The organism is Leifsonia poae (genome assembly GCF_050632865.1).
Lineage (GTDB): Bacteria > Actinomycetota > Actinomycetes > Actinomycetales > Microbacteriaceae > Leifsonia > Leifsonia poae_B.
In genome coordinates, this window is record NZ_JBODSA010000002.1 from 173,909 (window position 1) to 192,340 (window position 18,432).

The following is an 18,432-nucleotide window of genomic DNA, read 5'->3' on the forward strand; positions in this document are numbered from 1 at the left end:
CCGCGGAAGCGGCAGCCTCCCAGGCGTCTAGGGGGCCGAGACCCGGTCGGCGCGATCGGGCGCGTCCGAGACGGCGGCCCGGGCGGTCGCCAGCTCGGCGGCCACCAGCGGGCCCCACGCCGCCGCAGTCGGCCACTCGCGCAGGGTGCCGAGCACAGCCTCCAGCCGCGCCGCCTCCCCCACTACGTCCAGGGACGCACCGCGCTCAGCCAGCTCCGCCAGCGCCCGCGACGCGGCGGCCAGCACCGGGAGGTCGTAGCCGGGCATCGGACGGAACGGCAGCGCGCCGATTCCCCGCGTCTCCGCCCACGCCCGCTCGTGGTCGCCGAGGGCGATCGCGGTCTCGCCGACGACCCGGGCGACCATGAGCCGGGTCTGCTGCTCCAATTCGGAGAGGGTGCGCAGCGGCGTGCGCAGGCGACGAAGGAGCGCGTCCGCCCGCTCCGGCTCGCCGTGCCACACCCACAGCCGGGCGCGCTGCAAAGCCGCACACAAGCCCGTGCGGTCGTCGAGCCCGAGGGCGATCCGCAGCAGGTCTTCCGCGCGATCGAACTCGCCGAGGGCGATGAGCGGTTCGGCCGTGTTGGCCGCCAGCCAGATGCCGGAGGTGCGTTCGACCCCGCGCTCACGGGCGCGGGCGACGCCGGACTCTGCCAGCAGCACCGCCTCGGCGTAGCGGCCGACGGAGTTCAATGCATCGGAGGCGTTCACCGCGTACCGCAGGGTGGCAGAGGCGTCGCCCTGCGACAGAGCGTCGGCGGTCTCGAACTCGTCGAAGCCCTCGCGGATGCGGCCGGAGGCGACCAGCGACGACGCGAGGATGTTGTGCGCGACCGAGCGCAGGGGTGGCGGGGCAGCCGCGGCCTCCTCGATCGCCTCGCGCGCGGTCGGGATGGCGGTGTCGAAGGTGCCGGCGAGCATCCGCTGGGCGGCGAGCTCGGTCAGCAGATGCGGCCGCAGGGGATCGCCGGCGGGAGCCGTGCCGGGCGGGACGAGCGCCAGCGCCTCTTCGAGCAGGTCGGCGAAGCCCGGGCGGTTGAGATTGGCGAGGTACTGCCCCTTGTCGCGGAGCAGCCGCGCGCGGCGCGCGGGCGGCAGGTCGTCGGAGTCGGCGAGCGCCACTTCGACCAGTGCCAGCGCCCGCTCGTTGTTGCCCGCGTTCCGCAGCGCAGACGCCGTGATGGCGATCACGGCGACGCGGTCGCGGCCGGCCAGTTCCTCGGCGTCCGGGACGCGGTCCCACAGCTCGAGCATGCGGTCGCCCATCGCGGCGGCGGTGGAGTAGGCGTACGAGCGCTTGGCCTCGTCCATCGCCTCGACCGACGCCACGAATGCCCGGCGGACGTCGTGCGCGGCCAGCCAGTGCGCCGAAAGCTGCACCGCCGACCGCTGCGGGTCGGCCTCCAGCGCCTCGGCGTAGCGGGCGTGGAACCGCGAGCGCTCCCCTGGCAGCAGATCGGCGTGCACGGCCTCGCGCACGAGCGTGTGCCGGAACGCGTACTCCGTGGAGTCGGCCCGCAGCAGGTTCGCCGCCAGGGCTTCGCGGGCTGCCGCGTCCAGTTCGTCGGGCGTGCCTTCGTACACCGCGGCCAGCAGCTCGTGCGGGACGCACACGCCGCCGGCGGCGAGCACCCGCAGCAGCCGCTGAGCCGGGTCGCTCAGCCGCTCGAAGCGAGTCAGCACCAGCTCCCGCAGCGTCTCGGGCAGGTCGTCGCCCGAGCGCAGGCCGTCGATGCCCACGAGCTCTTCGACGAAGAACGGGACGCCCTCGCTCAACTCGGTCACGCGCTCCAGCGAGCCCTCGTCGGGCATGCGCCCGAGCAGTTGCTCGACCAGCTCGGCCACCTGCTCGCGGCCGAGGCGGGCAAGCTCCCACCGCGTCACCCGGCGCGTGCGCTCGAGTTCGGGCAGCCAGGAGCGCAGGATGTGACCCCGCGGCACCTCGTCGCTGCGGTACGTGAGCACGATGAGCAGCCGTCCGCGCTCGGACATGCGGACCAGGAACCGCAACAGCTCGAGCGTCGAGCGGTCGGCCCACTGCAGGTCTTCGATCGCCAGGATGACGGGGCGCTCGGCCGACACCGTCTCGAGCAGGTCGGTGACAAGCTCGTACAGCCGCTCCGCGCCCGTCCGCGGCGGCACGGCCGACTCGTCCGCCAGTTCGGGCAGCAACGCCGGGAGTACCCCCGCCCCCGACCCGGCCGCCTGGAGGATCCGCTCCAGCCCGACCACCTGGATGAGCCTGCGCAGCACCGCGGCGAAGGGCGCATACGGCGCACCGTCGTCGCCCAGATCGACGCATCGGCCGAGCAAGATCGTGGCCTGCGCCTCCTGCTGGACCAGGAACTCCTCGAGCAGGCGGGTCTTGCCGATACCCGCTTCGCCGCCGATCACGACCGCGCGCGGCTCGCCTTCGGAGGCGACCCGGAACTCGTCGCGCAGCGCCGCCAGGTCGGGCTCCCGCCCGACCACCGTGAGGCTCGACGCCGGTGCTCGCATGGCCTCATCGTGCCACGGACCACCGACATCCGGGCCACCACCCGTGACGGCTTCGCGCAGGGCGGACGGACGCGCCCCCAGCGCCCCCGCCGTCCCCGTCGCGGCCTCACCGCCCGGCGTGAGCCAGCTCCCGCTCGGGCGCCTCGGCGACTGCGACAGGCAGGGGCGCCTCGCTCCGCGCCGCCGCTTCCGCGACCCGCGCGCCGCCCCCGACCCGGGCCTCCGCCCGGTGCAGCGCCTCGCGCATCCCGCGCAGCCACCGCCCGTGCTCGTCGGCGCGCCGCACCCGCTCGCGCTCCACCTCCTGACGTCCGCTCTCGCCGGCCCGTACCCGGAAGTCCACGAACTCGTCCAGCAGCATGATCCACTCCCCTTATGCTCTCGCCGGGCACCTCGCTCCGGCGATGACACCAGACTTCTCGCTAAGGCACCCCCGGGACATCGGGAGGATGCCCTATTCCGGTCCGTCGGGTGCGGATAAGGCATCCGGAGAAGGGGGCTTCACTCGCCCCCGCCGCCGGGGCAGCATGGCGTCATGGCCACGATCAACGAACTCGATCCCCCGTACAACGTCGGCTATTTCGTGGGCAGTCTGTCCACGCAGTCGGTCAACCGGACCCTCTCGAAAGCGCTGCTGCGACTCGCGCCCTCCGAGCTCGTCTTCACCGAGATCCCGATCGGCGGTCTCCCCCTCTACAACCGCGATCTGGACGGCCGCTTCCCGCCCGAGGCGATCGAGTACAAACGGCTGATCGCCGACCAGGATGCGCTGCTGTTCATCACGCCGGAGTACAACCGCTCCATCCCGGGCGCGCTGAAGAACGCGATCGACTGGGCGAGCCGGCCCTACGGCGAGAACGTCATCGCCCGCAAGGCGACCGCGGTGATCGGCGCCTCTCCCGGACAGATCGGCACGGCCGTCGGCCAGCAGCACCTGCGCAGCATCCTGAGCTTCCTGCAGGCGCCGCAGATGAACGCGCCGGAGGCCTACATCTGGATGCGGCCGGGGCTGATCGAGGAGGACGGCACGGTGACCGATCCCGGGACCGAGGAGTTCCTGCGCGGCTACATGGCGTCGTTCTTCGAGTACATCGAACGCGTGCTGACGGTGGTGCCGAGCCCATCGTGAGGATCGTGGATCAGGACGCCGACCGCAGCGTCGAGCTGCGGCCGGCGGCGCGCGAGGAGGGCGACCGGGTCGTCATCGATGCGATCGTGGACGACGGCGGCCGCCGCTGGGAGCTGTCCGAGGCGTGTCTGACCACGACGGAAGCGCGCGACCTGGCCGCCTGGCTGGCCGGCCTCGCCGAGGACACGACCGCGGCCGCCGACGAGTGGACGTCGCTCACCTTCGCCTCGAACGCGCTCTCCCTCAGCGGCCACCGCATCCCCGGCGGCACCGTCGAGCTGCGCCTCGCGCTGCTCCGGATGCACACGGCGGGCACCGGCACGACGGATGTGGTGGTCGGCCTCCGCGCCCCGCAGCCCGCTGTCACCTCCGCCGCCCGCACCCTCCTCACAGAGCTGGACGCCCTCCCCGCCTAGCCGCCGAGCACAGGGAAAACGTCGCGATCCGGCCGGATGCGCGACGTTTTTCCTGTGCTCGCGGGCGGGCTAGCGGCCGCCCTCGATCTTGCGGTGGCGCTGCTGGACGGCCTGCTCGCCATAGGGGTAGATGTCGGTGCGGGGAGTGCTGGCGTCGTCCAGGCGGCGGCGCTGCTCGTCGGTGAGGACCAGGTCGGCCGCCCCGAGGTTGTCCTCCAGCTGCTCGGTCGTGCGGGCGCCGAGGATGACGGACGTCACCGCCGGCCGGTCGCTCAACCACCGCAGCGACACCTGGGATGCGGAGGCGCCGGTCTCCTTCGCGACCGCGTCCACCGCGTCGATGATCTCCCACGTGCGCGGGTCGGCGTTGCGGGCCTCCCACGCCTCCATCCCGCGGGTCGGGTTCTCGCCGAGCCGGGTCGCGCCGGTCGGTGCCTGATCGCGCTGGTACTTGCCGCTCAGCCAGCCGCCCGCGAGCGGCGACCACGGCAGCAGGCCGATGCCCGCATCCAGGGCCGCCGGGACCACCTCGTGCTCGATGCCGCGCACGATGAGGCTGTACTGAGGCTGCAGCGTCACCGGCGGCGCGAACCCGTGCGCCCGGGCGACGTGCACGGCCTTGGTGAGCTGCCAGCCGAGGTAGTTCGAGAAGCCGTAGTACGAGATCTTGCCCGCGCTGATCGCGTCGTCGAGGAACCGCAGGGTCTCCTCGATCGGCGTCAGAGCGTCCCAGGCGTGCATCTGGTAGAGGTCGATGTGCTCGACGCCGAGGCGGCGGAGGGAGGCGTCGAGCGCGGTCCGCAGGTGGGCGCGCGACAGTCCGAGGTCGTTCGGTCCGCCGCCCATCGGGAAGCGCCCCTTGGTCGCGATGACGACGCTGTCGCGGCTGCCCGGGTTGCGGGCCAGCCAGCGCCCGATGATGGACTCCGACGCGCCCGCCGTGTAGACGTCGGCGGTGTCGAGGAAGTTGCCTCCCGCGTCAAGGTACCGCTCCAGGATGGCGTGCGAGGCCTGCTCGTCGGCCTCCGCGCCGAAGGTCATGGTGCCGAGGGCGAACTCCGACACGATCGTTCCGCTGTTTCCGAGATTGCGTAGCTGCATAGCGCGAACCTAGCCCCGTCTCCCGGGTTCGCCTACTGTGTGCGTTCGTGAAGCTGCTCCTGATCTCCGACACGCACGTCCCGAAGCGCGCCAGGGCGCTCCCGCCCGCGGTGCTGGAGGCGGTGGATGCGGCGGATGTCGTCATCCATGCCGGGGACTGGGTGGATGCGGCGACGCTCGACGTGCTGGAGGAGCGGTCGCGGCGCCTGATCGGCGTGTACGGCAACAACGACGGCCCGGAGCTGCGCCGGCGGCTCCCGGAGGTGGCGCGGGTGGAGCTGGGCGGCGTCCGGTTCGCGGTCGTGCACGAGACCGGGCCGGCGACCGGCCGCGAGGCGCGGGCCGACGCCGCCTATCCGGACGCCGACGTCCTCGTGTTCGGCCACTCGCACATCCCGTGGGACACGGTCTCGCCGGGCGGCCTGCGCCTGCTGAACCCGGGCTCGCCCACCGACCGCCGCCGCCAGCCGGTCTGCACCTACATGACGGCGGAGGCGGCCGACGGCCGCCTCGGCACCGTTACCCTCGTCCCGCTCCCCCGCCCTGACCCCACCTACTCGTCCCAACACGCCGTTATGACCGGTGCGATAACGGCGTGTCAGGACGAGTAGGTGGAGGTGGTCGGCGTCAGGCGCGCAGGAAGCCGTCGACGAGCAGGGCGCGGACGGCGGGGAGCAGGTCGGCGCGCAGGGCGTCCTCATCCACCTCGAGGAGGTGCGCCAGCGCGGCCACGATCGCGGCGACGCTCAGTTCGCCGTCGCTCGCGCCGACCAGCGCGGCGAGCCCGGTGTCGGCCGACACGACGCGCCCGAACCCGCCGCCCTGCCGCAGCAGGATCGCGGTCGGCGCGTCCGCTCCCGGCCACAGGTGCCGCTCCTCGGTGACGTCGCCGGAGACGACGGGACGCAGCCGCCCGAGCTCGTCGTCGGTCAGCGCCGCCTGCAGATCGTGGGCGGCCAGCGCCTCCCCCAGATGGACGCCGAGCCCGGCCTCGTTCGCGCCCAGCGACCCGTGGAGCCGTTCGAACCGGCGCAGCGTCGGCACGTCCTCCGTGCGGCGCAGCAGCAGGTAGCCGAAGCCGACGGAGCGCACGTCGCGCGTCTCGAAGTCCGCGAGCCAGGCGTCGAGCAGCCGCTCGAACTCCGGTGTGCCCGGCCGGGTGCCGCCGTCGCGGATCCACGTCTCGGCGTAGCGCACCGCGTCCTCGACGTCGCGCTCGATCACCCAGGCGTCGAGCGGCGCCGTGGAGGCGTCCACCCAGTCCCGCACCCGCAACAGGCCGTCGCCGGTGCCGCGGTACTCCCAGTTGCCGAGCAGTTGCGCGACGCCGCCGGGGGTCAGGTGATCGCCGCAGCCGCTGACGAAGGATGCGACGAGCCCATCGCCGACCATGCCGCCGTCGCGGTACTCGTAGGCCGGGACGCCCTCCGTCCGTGGGGTGATGACGAACGGCGGGTTGGACACGATGTGGTCGAACCGCTCCCCCGCGACGGGCTCGAACATGCTGCCGAGCCGCAGCTCCACCCCGTCGATCTCGTTGAGCGCGAGGTTCAGCGCGGCCAGCCGCAGCGCGCGCTCGGAGATGTCGGTCGCGACGACCCGGCGGGCATGGCGGGCGGCGTGCATGGCCTGGATGCCGCATCCCGTGCCGAGGTCGAGCGCGCTCTCGACCGGCTGCTGCAGCATCAGTCCGCTGAGGGTGAGCGACGCGCCTCCGACGCCGAGCACGTGGTCCTCGGGGAGCGCGTGGCCGAGCGCCAGCTCGCCGAGGTCGGAGACGATCCACCACTCGGCAGGGCCCGCGGCGTCCACGAATCCGTAGGGACGCAGGTCGACGGCTGCGCGCACGGTGTCGCCGTCGAGCGCGACCAGCCCGAGAGATGCCGCGCCCTCGACACCGAGCGACGGCAGCGCCGCCTCGGCGTCGACACGCGCGACCGGCCGCCCGAGCACGAACAGCCGCGCGAGCGTCGCGAGCGCCGACGGCTCCCGCCGGGCCAGCGCCCTCTCGGCCGGGACGCGCTGTCCGCGGTGCAGCGCGTCCGCCGCCTCCGCCCCCCACAGCTCTGTGAGCGCGTCGACGGTCAGCCCTGCGGCGATCAGGTCGGCGCGGAGATCGGGGATGCGGTCGGCGGGTTCGCTCATCCCTCCATTGAAGCAGGGGCACAATGGGGCTGTGATCCGCAGACGAGCGATCGTGACCGGGGGCGTCCAGGGCGTCGGCTTCCGCTGGAGCGCGCGCGAGGCAGCGCAGCGCCTCGGGGTGACCGGCTGGGCCCGCAACCGCCACGACGGCACCGTGGAAGCCGAGATCCAGGGCGAGCCGGAGCAGGTGGAGCGGATGCTCGCCTGGCTGCGCACAGGGCCGCCCGGCGCCTCCGTCGAGTCCGTCGACGTGACCGACGCCGAGCCGCAGGACGACGACGCGTTTCGCATCCGCGAGACGGCCTGACCCCTCCATCGAGAGCGAAGACTGCACGCCCGCACGGCGTGTCGCGTGCACTCTGTGCGGACTCGACGACGGGGGCACAATGGGACGCATGACGCGCGCGACCCTGCTGACCATCACCACGCCCACCGGAGAGCCGCTGGAGGGCGACCCCGGCTACGTGGTGGCCGACTTCGACGCTCCGCAGGTGCGGATCACCGACCTCGCGGTGACCCGCGGCGACGGCGTGTTCGAGACCGTTGCGGTCATCAACGGGCACCCGCAGGCCCTGGAGCCGCACCTCGCCCGCCTCGCGCACTCCGCCGAACTGCTCGACCTGCCGGTCCCGGCGCTCGACGTCTGGCGGGAGGCGGTGCGCGCGGGCGTGGCCGACTTCCTCACCCGCAACGGCGATGCGGGCGCCGAGCTGTACGCCAAGCTCGTCTACACCCGCGGCGTCGAGGGCGCGGCCTTCCCGAGCGGGTGGCTGTTCGTCGACCTCGGCGAGGACTTCACGCAGGCCCGCCTCGGCATCCGGGTCGTCTCCCTCGACCGCGGCGTGCGGCACGACGTCGCCGAGACCTCGCCGTGGCTGCTCGCAGGAGCGAAGACCCTCTCGTACGCGGTGAACCGCGCGGCCCAGCGGGAGGCGGTGCGCCGCGGGTTCGATGACGTGCTGTTCGTCAGCAGCGACGGCTACGCGCTCGAGGGTCCCACCTCGAACGTCGTGACGCTCACCGACGGCGTCGTCCGCACGCCGAACACCGACCAGGGCATCCTCGCCGGCACCACTCAGGCGGCCGTGTTCGACTTCTTCACCGCGCGCGGCCTGCGCACCGAGTTCGCGCCGCTCACGATCGAGGAGGTGCGTGCCGCCGACGCCATCTGGCTGGTCTCCAGCGTCCGCCAGGCCGCCCCGGTCACGCACCTCGACGACCGCGCCTACCCCGTGGACGCGGACCTCACCGCCGACCTCAACGCCTACCTCCTCGCCCGCACCGAGTGAGTCGATGACGGCGCGATTCGCGAGGCCCGGCGGGAGCGCCTAGGCTGAACCCACTGCGCGGGCGACGGGGCCCGCGGCGGCGCGAACGACGTCCACGACCCCAGGGGAAGGGAGGGTGCGAGATGACCGAACAGGTGCCCCGCAGCATCGAACTCCTGCGCCAGCAGGCGCGTGACGAGCTGTCCGCGATCATCGAGCACCGCTGTCGCGCCGGGGAGGACCCGTGGCAGTTCATCCCCGAGCTCCCGAGCGTCGACGAGCAGGTCGTCATCTCGCTCCGCGCCACGGCGATCGAGGCCTTCGACCTCGCCGAGGAGCAGTCCCGGGCGCACCATCCCGCCGCCGGCCGCGACGTGTTCACCCGGTTCGAGTACGGCGTGCTGCGCCGCATCGCGCTGGAGCATCCCGAGCTCAGCGAGGCGGTCTGGGGGATGCTCGACAAGGTCGAACGCGCCTGACTACGCTTCCCGCATGGGAATCGTCACCGCTGACATCGCCATCTCGTTGGACGGCTTCGCCGCCGGTCCGAACCAGTCGCTCGAGCACCCGCTGGGCGAGGGCGCCGAGGAGCGCCTGCACGCCTGGATGTTCGACGAGCGCTCCGCGAACCACCGCGAGGAGATCGAAGCGATCGTGCGGGCCGGCGCCTACGTGATGGGCCGCAAGATGTTCGGGCCGGTGCGCAACGAGTGGCCCGGGGAGGGCGAGCCGTTCGCCGACTGGCGCGGCTGGTGGGGCGAGGAGCCGCCGTACCACGCGCCCGTCTTCGTGCTCACGCACTTCGCGCGGGAGCCTCTGGAGATGACCGGGACGACGTTCTACTTCGTGACCGACGGCATCCACTCGGCGATGGAGCAGGCGCGGGAGGTCGCGGGCGACGCCGACGTGTCGGTCGCGGGCGGGGCCGAGACCCTGAACCAGGCGCTCTGGGCGGGGGTGGTCGACGAGCTGCGGCTCCATGTCGTGCCGCTGACCCTGGGCGCGGGCGAGCGCGTGTTCGACCGCGTGCCTCCGCTCGACCTGGAACTGGTCCGGGAGCGGGTGACGCCCGAGGTGGCGCACCTCACCTACCGCGTGCGGCGCTGAGCTCTTCGACGCTCGTCGCGGGCAGCCTGCAGACGAAGTCCCGGCACAGGTACGCGGTCGGGAGGCCGTCCCGGGTGGTGCGCGCCTCGAACAGCTCGAACCCCGCGGCCGTCAACTCCTGCACCTGCGACTTGGTGGCGAAGGCGACCAGCGGTGCGGGATGCCGTCGGGCGGCAGCGACGACGCCGGACGTCTCCCCCGCCGCCGGTAGCACGACCACCAGCTGCTCGGCCTCGCCCGCGAGCTGCGACATCAGCGCGAGCGAGGTCCCGAACGCGCTCGGGACGCGTACCGCCTGGGCGGCTACCATCCGCATCCCCTCGCGCGCGGCCCGCTCGTAGCGGCGCTCGCCGGTCAGCAGGTACAGCGTGTGCGCGGCCTCTGCCAGCGACGACAGGCCGGACGGATACGCGCCCTCCGAGGGATCGACCTGCACCGCGAGCCCGGTGGCCGCGAGCACGGGATCGACGCCGCCGGGCGTCTCGAACGGGCACGTCCCCTCTCCTGCGGCGTCCAGGCAGAGGTCGACCAGGTCGCGCGCCGCCACCGCCGGGCCGACCTCGCCGGACGCGAGCGCCAGCTCCAAGAGCCCGGACGCCAGCCCGCCGTAGTCCTCGAGCGTCGCGCCCGCCTCCGAGCGGCGGTCGCCGAGGGACGCGCGCAGCAGCGTCCCGTCCTCGCGCCGGTGCCGGCTGAGCACCGTGTCGGCGGCCTTCGCCGCGGCGGACACCCACGCCGGACGGTCCAGGATGCGCCCCGCGCGGGCCAGCGCGCCGATCGCGAAGCCGTTCCACCCGGTGAGCACCTTAGCGTCGATCGGCGGCGGGTCCAGCTGCGCCCGTTCCGCCGGCGGGACTGTGTAGTACGTGCCCTCGACCCGGGCGCCGTCGATCGTGCTCTCCGAGTCCTGGGCCGACGCGAAGCCGCCCGACGGCTGCCGCAGCACGCCGAGCAGGAACCCGGCGATACCGTCCGCAGTGCGCTCGGCCCACTCCTCGCCTGTCTGCTGCCAGGCGCGTGCGTAGGCGTCGAGCAGGAGCGCGTTGTCGTACAGCATCCGCTCGTAGTGCGGCTCGCTCCAGTCGCGCCGGGTCGCGTAGCGGAAGAAGCCGCCGTCGACCGGGTCGCGCAGCGGCGACTCCGCCATCGCCCGCAGCGTGCGCGCGGCAAGGGCGTGCCCGGCCGGGCGCGACAGCAGGAAGTCGAGGATGGGCGCTACCGGGAATTTCGGTGCCGTGCCGAATCCGCCGAACTCGGGGTCCTCCGCCTCTGCGAGCTGCGCGACCGCCGCATCCAGGGTCCGTTCGTCGGGCAGGTCCGACACCGAGGTCGCCGCGTCCGCGGCCGCGGCCAGCGCCTCCCGCACCCGGCCGGCGTCGGACTCGACCTCGTGGCGACGCGCGGTCCACGCGTCCCACACGGCGTCGAGCACCTGGCGGAAGGACGCGCGCCCGGCGACCGGCTGCGGCGGGAAGTAGGTGCCGGCGAAGAACGCCGTGCCGTCCGGCGTCGCGAACACCGTGAGCGGCCAGCCCAGGTTGCCCGTGAAGGCGCTGGCGGCCGAGAGGTAGGCGGCGTCGACGTCGGGATGCTCCTCCCGGTCGACCTTGATCGCGACGAAGCGCGCGTTCAGCTCCTCCGCCGTGGCCGGGTCGCTGAAGCTCTCCCGCGCCATGACGTGGCACCAGTGGCAGGTCGCGTAGCCGATGGACACCATGACCGGGACATCCCGGCGTCGGGCCTCGGCGAAGGCGTCCGCACCCCAGGGGAACCAGTCGACGGGGTTGTCCGCGTGCGCGCGCAGGTAGGGACTGATCGCGTCCGCGAGCCGATTCGCCATGGGCACACCCTACGACGGGGGCGCGGGAAGGGAACCCGTCAGCCGGCGGTGTCCATCCCCTGCAGCCGGATCGAGGAGTGCACGTAGTAGATCGCCAGCGCGGCGTAGGTGAGGCACGCGACCGCGGGGATGAACGCGTCCTCCGGGTTGCTGGCGAAGGCGCCCACCCCGGAGATGAAGGCGAGCACGCCGAGCAGGCCGCCGATCCAGAAGCCCGCCGCGGGTCGTGCGGTGGCCCGCCACCATGGCCGCGGGTCGGTGCGGTTCTCGCCCTGGCCGCGGAAGATGCGCACGCCGACGATGACGTACGCGAGGTTCAGCACCGCGATGATCAGCACGTCGAAGGTGGGATTGAGCAGGCGGGCGAAGACGAAGATGTTGAGGATGAAGATCAGCGCGAAGACGCCGACGATGTAGATGATCTTCCCGGTGACCGACGTGATCCTCACCCCACCGAGCCTAGCCCGGGGGTACGACACCGCATCCCCGGGCCCGGCAGGGTGTCGTCAGTTGACCTCGTCGGGGTGGGCGCTGACGCGGCCCTCGCGCTCCAGCGAGCTGATCGCCTGGACCTCGTCGGCCGTCAGCTCGAAGTCGAAGACGTCGAAGTTCTCGGCCATGCGCTCGCGGCGGTTCGACTTCGGGAACACGATGTTGCCGGTCTGCAGGTGCCAGCGGATGACGACCTGCGCCGGAGTCTTGCCGTGCGCGGCGGCGGCGTCCGCCACCTCCGGGAGCTCGAACAGCGGGTACTTGCCCTGGCCGAGCGGTCCCCACGCCTCGATCTCGATGCCGTGCTCGCGGGAGAACGCGGTCACCTCCGGCTGCTGGTGCGCCGGGTGCAGCTCGATCTGGTTGACCGCGGGCACGATGTCGGTCTCGGCGAGGAGCTTGGTCAGGTGCGGCACGAGGAAGTTCGAGACGCCGATCGCCTTGGCGCGGCCGGACGCGTAGATCTTCTCGAGCGACTTCCACGCCTCGACGAACGTGTCCTTCTGCGGGGTCGGCCAGTGGATGAGGTACAGGTCGACGTAGTCGAGGCCCAGCTTGGTCAGCGACTCCTCCAACGCGTTCTCGGCGTCGGTCTGGCGGTCGTTCCACAGCTTGGTGGTGACGAACAGCTCGTCGCGCGGGATGCCGGAGTCGGCGATCGCACGGCCGACGCCCTCCTCGTTGCCGTAGATGGCGGCGGTGTCGATGTGGCGGTAGCCCACCTCGAGCGCGTCGGCGACGATGCGGGTCGTCTCGGCCGGGTCGACCTTGAAGACGCCGAAACCGAGCTGCGGGATGGTGGTCCCGTTGTTCAGGGTCAGGAGCGGAGTATTTGCGTTTGCAACCATATCCGCCACGGTACCAGCGTCAGGACGTGGTCGCCGCCTCCGCCTCGAACCGGGCCACCAGCTCCCGCTTCAGCACCTTGCCGCTGGGCCCCAGCGGCAGCACCTCCAGGATCTCCACCCGCCGCGGGTACTTGTAGGCCGCGACCTTCTCCTGCGCGAAGGCGACCAGCTCGTCCCCCTCGGCCGCGCTGCCGGGCATGAGCGTGACGGCGGCCATGATCTCCTGCCCGTGCGTGTCGTGTGCGACGCCGAACACGGCCACCATCGCGACAGCGGGATGTGTGGACAGCACCTCCTCGACCTCGCGCGGGTACACGTTGTAGCCGTTGCGGACGATCATGTCCTTCTTGCGGTCGACGATCGTGATGTAGTCGTCGTCGCTCTTGGTGCCGAGGTCGCCGGTCCGGAACCAGCCGTCCAGGACCGCCTCCGCGTTCGCCTCGGGGAGGTTGAGGTAGCCCTTCATCAGGTTGTGGCCGCGCACCACGATCTCGCCGAGCTCGCCGCGTGGCAGCAGCTCGATGCGGTCGTCGAGCTCGGGGTCGGCGATCTCCACATCCACGCCCCAGATCGGCGTGCCGACGGTGCCGACGCGCGTCGGCCGGCCGCGGTGGTTGAAGGAGGCGACCGGCGAGGTCTCGGTGAGGCCGTATCCTTCGTGGACGTCGATGCCGTACACCTCCTTCATCCGCTCGATGACGGCGACCGGGATGGCCGCGCCGCCGCTCATGCCGTAGCGCAGCGGCGGGCGGTCCGGGTTGGTCTTGGCCGCCTCCAGTAGCGCGATGTACATGGTCGGGACGCCGGTCATGATCGTGCAGCCGTGCGCGTTGAGCAGCTGCAGCGCGGTCGCGCCGTCGAACTTCGGCACCAGCACCACGGCGGCGCCCGCCCGGAAGCCCATGTTCATCACGCAGGTCTGGCCGAACGTGTGGAACAGCGGCAGGCAGCCGAGGATGCGGTCCTCCGGGTCGATGTCCAGCGTCCCCGCCAGCAGCACGTTGACCTGCTCGATCAGCGAGAAGTGGCATCCCTCTGCGCCCTTCGGCTTGCCGGTCGTGCCGCTCGTGTACAGGATGGTCGCGGTGTCCAGCGGGTCGCGCGGCACGTAGGTGTCGATCGGCTCGGCCGCCACCGCCAGCTCCTCCAGGCGCGGGAACGGCGCCTGCTCCCACATCTCGTCCGGCACGAGCACGGACAGCGTCGGGATGCCGGCGAGCCCGGCCCCGCGCGCGCCCTCGCCCAGAAGCGGCGCGGCGCAGATCAGCAGGGCGGCCCCGGAGTCGCGGAGGACGTACGCGATCTCCTCCGCTTTCAGCAGAGCGTGGATGGGCACCACCACCGCGCCGAGCGCGAGCACCGCGTAGTAGGCGCGCGGGAAGTCCGGAACGTTCGGCAGCATCAACGCCACCCGGTCACCCGGCCCGACGCCCAGATCGCGCAGCGCGCCCGCATAGGCGCGGGTCTCATCCCACAGCTCGCGGTAACGGATCTCGTGGCCTGCGAAGACCAGCGCGACGTTGTCGGGCATCCGGTGCGCCGTCTCCGCCAGGATGCTGGCGACCGACATGGTGGCATAACCGTGACTCATGGGTTCTCCTCGTCTCCATCGACGCCGGAACCGATCCGGGTTGATGTGAACCTACGTCACGCGGGGGCGCGGGGCAACGCCCCCGGGTGGGGACCATGCGCGGCTAGAATAGAAGGCTCATGTCTTCCACCGAGACCCTTCCCCGCATCGTCTTCCCGCCCGAGCTGCCCGTCAGCCGGAAGCGGGAGGAGATCGCGCGCGCCATCCGCGACAACCAGGTCGTGATCGTGGCCGGGGCCACCGGCTCGGGCAAGACGACGCAGCTGCCGAAGATCGCGCTGGAGCTCGGCCGCACCTCCATCGGTCACACCCAGCCGCGGCGCATCGCGGCCCGGACGATCGCCGAGCGCGTCGCGGAGGAGCTGGGCCAACAGGTCGGCGAGCTGGTCGGCTACCAGGTGCGGTTCACGGACCGCGTCTCCAAGCAGACGCGCATCAAGCTGATGACCGACGGCATCCTGCTCAACGAGCTGCGCCGCGACCGGATGCTGCGCGCCTACGACACGATCATCATCGACGAGGCGCACGAGCGCAGCCTCAACATCGACTTCCTGCTCGGCTACCTCAAGCAGCTGCTGCCGCAGCGTCCCGACCTCAAGCTCATCATCACGTCGGCGACCATCGACCCGGAGAGCTTCGCCGCGCACTTCGCCTCGGCGGACGGCACGCCGGCGCCGATCGTCGAGGTGTCCGGACGGACGTACCCCGTCGAGATCCGCTACCGGCCGCTCGTCGCGGAAGCGATGGAGGAGGACGACGAGGATCCGGATCCCGTACCGTCCGCCGACCGCGACTACCTGCAGGGCATCAACGACGCGCTCGACGAGCTCGCGCGCGAGGATCGCGGCGACGTCCTCGTGTTTCTCTCCGGTGAGAACGAGATCCGGGATGCGGCGGACGCCATTCGTGGCCGCAATCTCCCCGGAACAGAAGTGCTGCCGCTGTACGGCCGGCTCTCCGCGGCCGAGCAGCACAAGGTCTTCCAGCCGTCGACCGTCGCCGGTGTTCGCCGCCGCGTCGTGCTCGCGACCAACGTCGCCGAGACCAGCCTCACCGTCCCGGGCATCAAGTACGTCGTGGATGCGGGGACCGCGCGCATCAGCCGCTACAGCGTGCGCGCCAAGGTGCAGCGCCTCCCGATCGAGGCGATCTCGCAGGCGAGCGCGAACCAGCGGTCCGGCCGCTCCGGGCGCACGAGCGACGGCATCGCGATCCGCCTCTACTCGGAGGAGGACTTCGAGAAGCGGCCGGAGTTCACCGAGCCGGAGATCCTGCGCACCAACCTCGCGGCCGTCATCCTGCAGATGATATCGCTCGGGCTCGGCGACATCGCGGCGTTCCCGTTCCTCACCCCGCCCGACTCGCGCGGCATCAAGGACGGCCTCGACCTGCTGATCGAGCTCGGCGCGATCACCGCCGGCGGCGGGGACACCAAACTCACCGGCGTCGGCCGCCAGCTCGCCCAGCTCCCCATCGACCCGCGGTTCGCCCGCATGGTCGTGGAGTCGAAGCGGCACAACACGTCGCGCGAGGTCATGGCGATCGTCGCGGGGCTCACCATCCAGGACCCGCGTGAGCGTCCCGTCGAGAAGCGCGGCAGCGCCGACGAGAAGCACGCCCGCTTCGCCGACCCGACCAGCGACTTCCTCACCCTGCTCAACCTCTGGAACTACCTGGAGGAGCAGCAGAAGGAGCTGTCGTCGAGCGCCTTCCGGCGCCTCTGCAAGGCCGAATACCTCAACTTCCTGCGCGTGCGCGAGTGGCAGGACGTCTACCGCCAGCTGCGGCAGCTCGCCAAGCCGCTCGGGCTCACCATCGGCGAGCCGTCGGTCAACCCGGACGGCATCCACCGCTCGCTGCTCGCCGGGTTGCTGTCGCACATCGGGCTGAAGGATGCGCGCGACGCCGGCACCAACACGCGCGGCGGCGCGGCGAAGGGCGGCCCGCGGTCACGGCAGGCGGAATACCTCGGCGCCCGGCAGACGCGGTTCGTGATCTTCCCCGGCTCCACGCTGGCGAAGAAGCAGCCCAACGCCGTTATGAGCGCCGAGCTCGTCGAGACCTCGCGCCTCTTCGCCCGGATGAACGCCGCGATCGACCCCGCCTGGGCCGAGCCGATCGCCGGCGACCTCTGCAAGCGGCAGTACAGCGAGCCGCACTGGGAGAAGAACCAGGGTGCGGTCGTCGCCTACGAGCGCGTCACGCTGTTCGGCGTCCCGATCATCCCGCGCCGCCGCGTGCAGTACGCCCGGATCGACGCGGAGCTCTCCCGCGAGCTGTTCATCCGGCATGCTCTGGTCGACGGCGAATGGGACTCACACCAGGCGTTCGATCGCGCCAACCGGAAGCTGCGCGCCGAGCTGCGCGAGTTGGAGGAGCGGACCCGCCGCCGCGACATCCTGAACGACGACGAGGCCGTCTTCGAGTTCTACGAGAAGCGCATCCCGGCGGATGTCGTGTCCACCCGGTCGTTCGAGGGCTGGTGGAAGAAGGCGCGGCAGGAGACGCCGGACCTCCTGACGATGACGCCCGAGGCGCTGCTGGACGAGGATGCGGCCGACGTCGACGAGGAGGCGTTCCCGCCGGTGTGGCGGCAGGGCGACCAGCGGCTCACGTTGCGCTACCGGTTCGAGCCCGGAGCCGCGGACGACGGCGTGACCGTCCAGGTGCCGCTGCCGCTGCTCGCCGGCCTGCTGCCGGACGGCTTCGACTGGCAGGTGCCCGGTCTCCGCCACGAGCTCGTGACCGCGATGATCAAGTCGCTGCCGAAGGCGATCCGCCGGCAGGTCGTCCCCGCCGCCGACTGGGCGCAGCGGCTGCTCGGCGAGCTCGCCGGCACGGCCGGGATGCGCGCGCACGAGGGCGAGCGCCCCGCGGGGACGCTGGCCGACACCCTCGCGGCGACCATCTCGCGGCTCACCGGCTCGCGGGTGAGCGGGACCGACTTCGACCTCGACCGGCTCCCGCCGCACCTGCGGCCGACGTTCCAGGTGATCGGCGAGCGCGGGCGGCCGATGGCGAGCGGCAAGGACCTCGGCGCGCTGCAGGACCGCCTGCGGTCGCGCGCCCGCGACTCGGTGGCTCGCGTGGCTGAGGCGCGCACGCCGAACGCGCTCGAACGGTCGGGCATAACCACGTGGGACTTCGACGAGCTGCCGCGGTTCGTCGACTCGGAGCACACCGGTCCGGGCGGCACGCGCAATGTGATCCGCGCCTACCCGGCGCTCGTCGACGACGGTACGTCGGTCAGCATCCGGCTGATGGGCACCCCGGCCGAGCAGGCGCGCGCGATGCCGGGCGGCGTGCGCCGCCTGCTGCTCGCGAGCGTACCGTCCCCCGTCGCCTACGTGCAGCAGCACCTCACGTCGAACGAGAAGCTGACCCTCGCCGCCAGCCCGTACCCGAACACCAAGGCGCTGTTCGACGACTGCCTGCTCGCCGTCGTGGACTCGGTGCTGTACCGGATGAAGCCCGACGGCCAGATCTTCATGCGCGCCGAGTTCGAGGCCGTGCGCGACCGCGTCTCCGGGATCGTCATGGACTCGATGTTCGAGACGGTCGCGCTCGTCACGCGCATCCTCACCGCCGCCCGCACCGCCGAGAAGGCGATCTCGAGTGTGACGGCGCTCACATATCTGGCGGCGCTGAACGACGCGAAGAGACAGCTCGCGGGCCTGGTCTATCCGGGGTTCGTCTCGGCGACCGGCTTGGAGCAGCTGCGGCACCTCCCCCGCTACCTCGCCGGCATCACCCAGCGGATGCAGGCGCTGCCGACCAACCCGGGCCGCGACCGCGCCTGGCAGACGCAGGTCGAGACCGCCGTGGCGCTCTACACGGACGCCGGCGGCCGCATCCCGCTCGCGCCCGGCTCCCCGCCCGCCATCGTGCACGCGCGCTGGATGCTCGAGGAGTTCCGCGTCTCGCTCTTCGCCCAGTCGCTCGGCACGGCCGAGACCGTCTCCCTCCCCGCATCCGCAAAGTCCTCGGCTCCTAGCC

15 protein-coding genes and 1 pseudogene are annotated in these 18,432 nt (G+C 72.1%); 8 read left to right on the plus strand and 8 right to left on the minus strand.

Annotated elements, in window-relative coordinates; all coding sequences use genetic code 11:
• Positions 1 to 27: 27 nt before the first annotated feature.
• Together ACRAWB_RS08040 and ACRAWB_RS08045 are read right to left on the minus strand one after the other, a co-directional pair.
• Positions 28 to 2,499, minus strand: coding sequence for an ATP-binding protein (locus ACRAWB_RS08040; protein ID WP_431352868.1), 2,472 nt, complete (start codon positions 2,497 to 2,499; stop codon positions 28 to 30).
• 106 nt (positions 2,500 to 2,605) lie between these two features.
• The gene (locus ACRAWB_RS08045) at positions 2,606 to 2,860 is read right to left on the minus strand and encodes a hypothetical protein (protein ID WP_431352869.1); all 255 of its coding nucleotides are present in this window, start codon (positions 2,858 to 2,860) and stop codon (positions 2,606 to 2,608) included.
• Positions 2,861 to 3,034: 174 nt separating this feature from the next.
• Here ACRAWB_RS08045 and ACRAWB_RS08050 point away from each other — a divergent pair, with 174 nt between their 5' ends.
• Positions 3,035 to 3,628, plus strand: a complete 594-nt coding sequence (locus tag ACRAWB_RS08050) for an NADPH-dependent FMN reductase (protein ID WP_431352870.1) — start codon at positions 3,035 to 3,037, stop codon at positions 3,626 to 3,628.
• A 5-nt stretch (positions 3,629 to 3,633) separates the two neighbouring features.
• Positions 3,634 to 4,044 carry a WapI family immunity protein gene (locus tag ACRAWB_RS08055; protein WP_431352871.1) on the plus strand — a complete coding sequence of 137 codons (411 nt, stop codon included), beginning with the start codon at positions 3,634 to 3,636 and terminating at the stop codon, positions 4,042 to 4,044.
• Between the two features lie 69 nt (positions 4,045 to 4,113).
• On the opposite strand, the gene ACRAWB_RS08060 is transcribed toward ACRAWB_RS08055, so the two are convergent.
• A complete protein-coding gene (locus tag ACRAWB_RS08060) occupies positions 4,114 to 5,145 on the minus strand; it encodes an aldo/keto reductase (protein ID WP_431352872.1) in 1,032 nt (343 codons plus the stop codon).
• Between the two features lie 47 nt (positions 5,146 to 5,192).
• Between ACRAWB_RS08060 and ACRAWB_RS08065 the strand changes: the two genes are divergently transcribed.
• The gene (locus ACRAWB_RS08065; RefSeq protein WP_431352873.1) at positions 5,193 to 5,756 is read left to right on the plus strand and encodes a metallophosphoesterase family protein; all 564 of its coding nucleotides are present in this window, start codon (positions 5,193 to 5,195) and stop codon (positions 5,754 to 5,756) included.
• Positions 5,757 to 5,772: 16 nt separating this feature from the next.
• Here the strand turns inward: ACRAWB_RS08065 and ACRAWB_RS08070 are convergent, their stop codons facing one another.
• Positions 5,773 to 7,290 carry a DUF7059 domain-containing protein gene (locus ACRAWB_RS08070; protein ID WP_431352874.1) on the minus strand — a complete coding sequence of 506 codons (1,518 nt, stop codon included), beginning with the start codon at positions 7,288 to 7,290 and terminating at the stop codon, positions 5,773 to 5,775.
• Positions 7,291 to 7,321: 31 nt separating this feature from the next.
• Here ACRAWB_RS08070 and ACRAWB_RS08075 point away from each other — a divergent pair, with 31 nt between their 5' ends.
• The 4 genes from ACRAWB_RS08075 to ACRAWB_RS08090 all read left to right on the plus strand — a co-directional run bounded on the left by ACRAWB_RS08075 (position 7,322) and on the right by ACRAWB_RS08090 (position 9,665).
• The gene (locus ACRAWB_RS08075) at positions 7,322 to 7,597 is read left to right on the plus strand and encodes an acylphosphatase (RefSeq protein WP_431352875.1); all 276 of its coding nucleotides are present in this window, start codon (positions 7,322 to 7,324) and stop codon (positions 7,595 to 7,597) included.
• Between the two features lie 88 nt (positions 7,598 to 7,685).
• A complete protein-coding gene (locus ACRAWB_RS08080; RefSeq protein WP_431352876.1) occupies positions 7,686 to 8,579 on the plus strand; it encodes an aminodeoxychorismate lyase in 894 nt (297 codons plus the stop codon).
• A gap of 122 nt (positions 8,580 to 8,701) precedes the next feature.
• On the plus strand, positions 8,702 to 9,037 hold the full coding sequence (locus tag ACRAWB_RS08085) for a hypothetical protein (RefSeq protein ID WP_431352877.1): 336 nt from the start codon (positions 8,702 to 8,704) through the stop codon (positions 9,035 to 9,037).
• A gap of 13 nt (positions 9,038 to 9,050) precedes the next feature.
• Positions 9,051 to 9,665 (plus strand): dihydrofolate reductase family protein, encoded by a 615-nt coding sequence (locus ACRAWB_RS08090; RefSeq protein WP_431352878.1) that lies wholly within the window; start codon positions 9,051 to 9,053, stop codon positions 9,663 to 9,665.
• Here the strand turns inward: ACRAWB_RS08090 and ACRAWB_RS08095 are convergent.
• The 4 genes from ACRAWB_RS08095 to ACRAWB_RS08110 are packed head-to-tail and all read right to left on the minus strand — an operon-like array spanning position 9,643 to position 14,436.
• Complete coding sequence (locus ACRAWB_RS08095; RefSeq protein ID WP_431352879.1) at positions 9,643 to 11,505, minus strand: thioredoxin domain-containing protein; 1,863 nt, start codon at positions 11,503 to 11,505, stop codon at positions 9,643 to 9,645. The genes ACRAWB_RS08090 and ACRAWB_RS08095 overlap by 23 nt on opposite strands.
• A 38-nt stretch (positions 11,506 to 11,543) precedes the next feature.
• Positions 11,544 to 11,954, minus strand: coding sequence for a hypothetical protein (locus ACRAWB_RS08100; protein WP_431352880.1), 411 nt, complete (start codon positions 11,952 to 11,954; stop codon positions 11,544 to 11,546).
• Positions 11,955 to 12,011: 57 nt separating this feature from the next.
• Complete coding sequence (locus ACRAWB_RS08105) at positions 12,012 to 12,845, minus strand: aldo/keto reductase (protein WP_431352881.1); 834 nt, start codon at positions 12,843 to 12,845, stop codon at positions 12,012 to 12,014.
• A gap of 19 nt (positions 12,846 to 12,864) precedes the next feature.
• Complete coding sequence (locus tag ACRAWB_RS08110) at positions 12,865 to 14,436, minus strand: long-chain-fatty-acid--CoA ligase (RefSeq protein ID WP_431352882.1); 1,572 nt, start codon at positions 14,434 to 14,436, stop codon at positions 12,865 to 12,867.
• A 119-nt stretch (positions 14,437 to 14,555) separates the two neighbouring features.
• On the opposite strand from ACRAWB_RS08110, the pseudogene hrpA reads away from it, so the two are divergent.
• Positions 14,556 to 18,428: pseudogene (gene hrpA / locus ACRAWB_RS08115) on the plus strand (ATP-dependent RNA helicase HrpA); the annotation flags it as partial.
• Positions 18,429 to 18,432 lie beyond the last annotated feature (4 nt).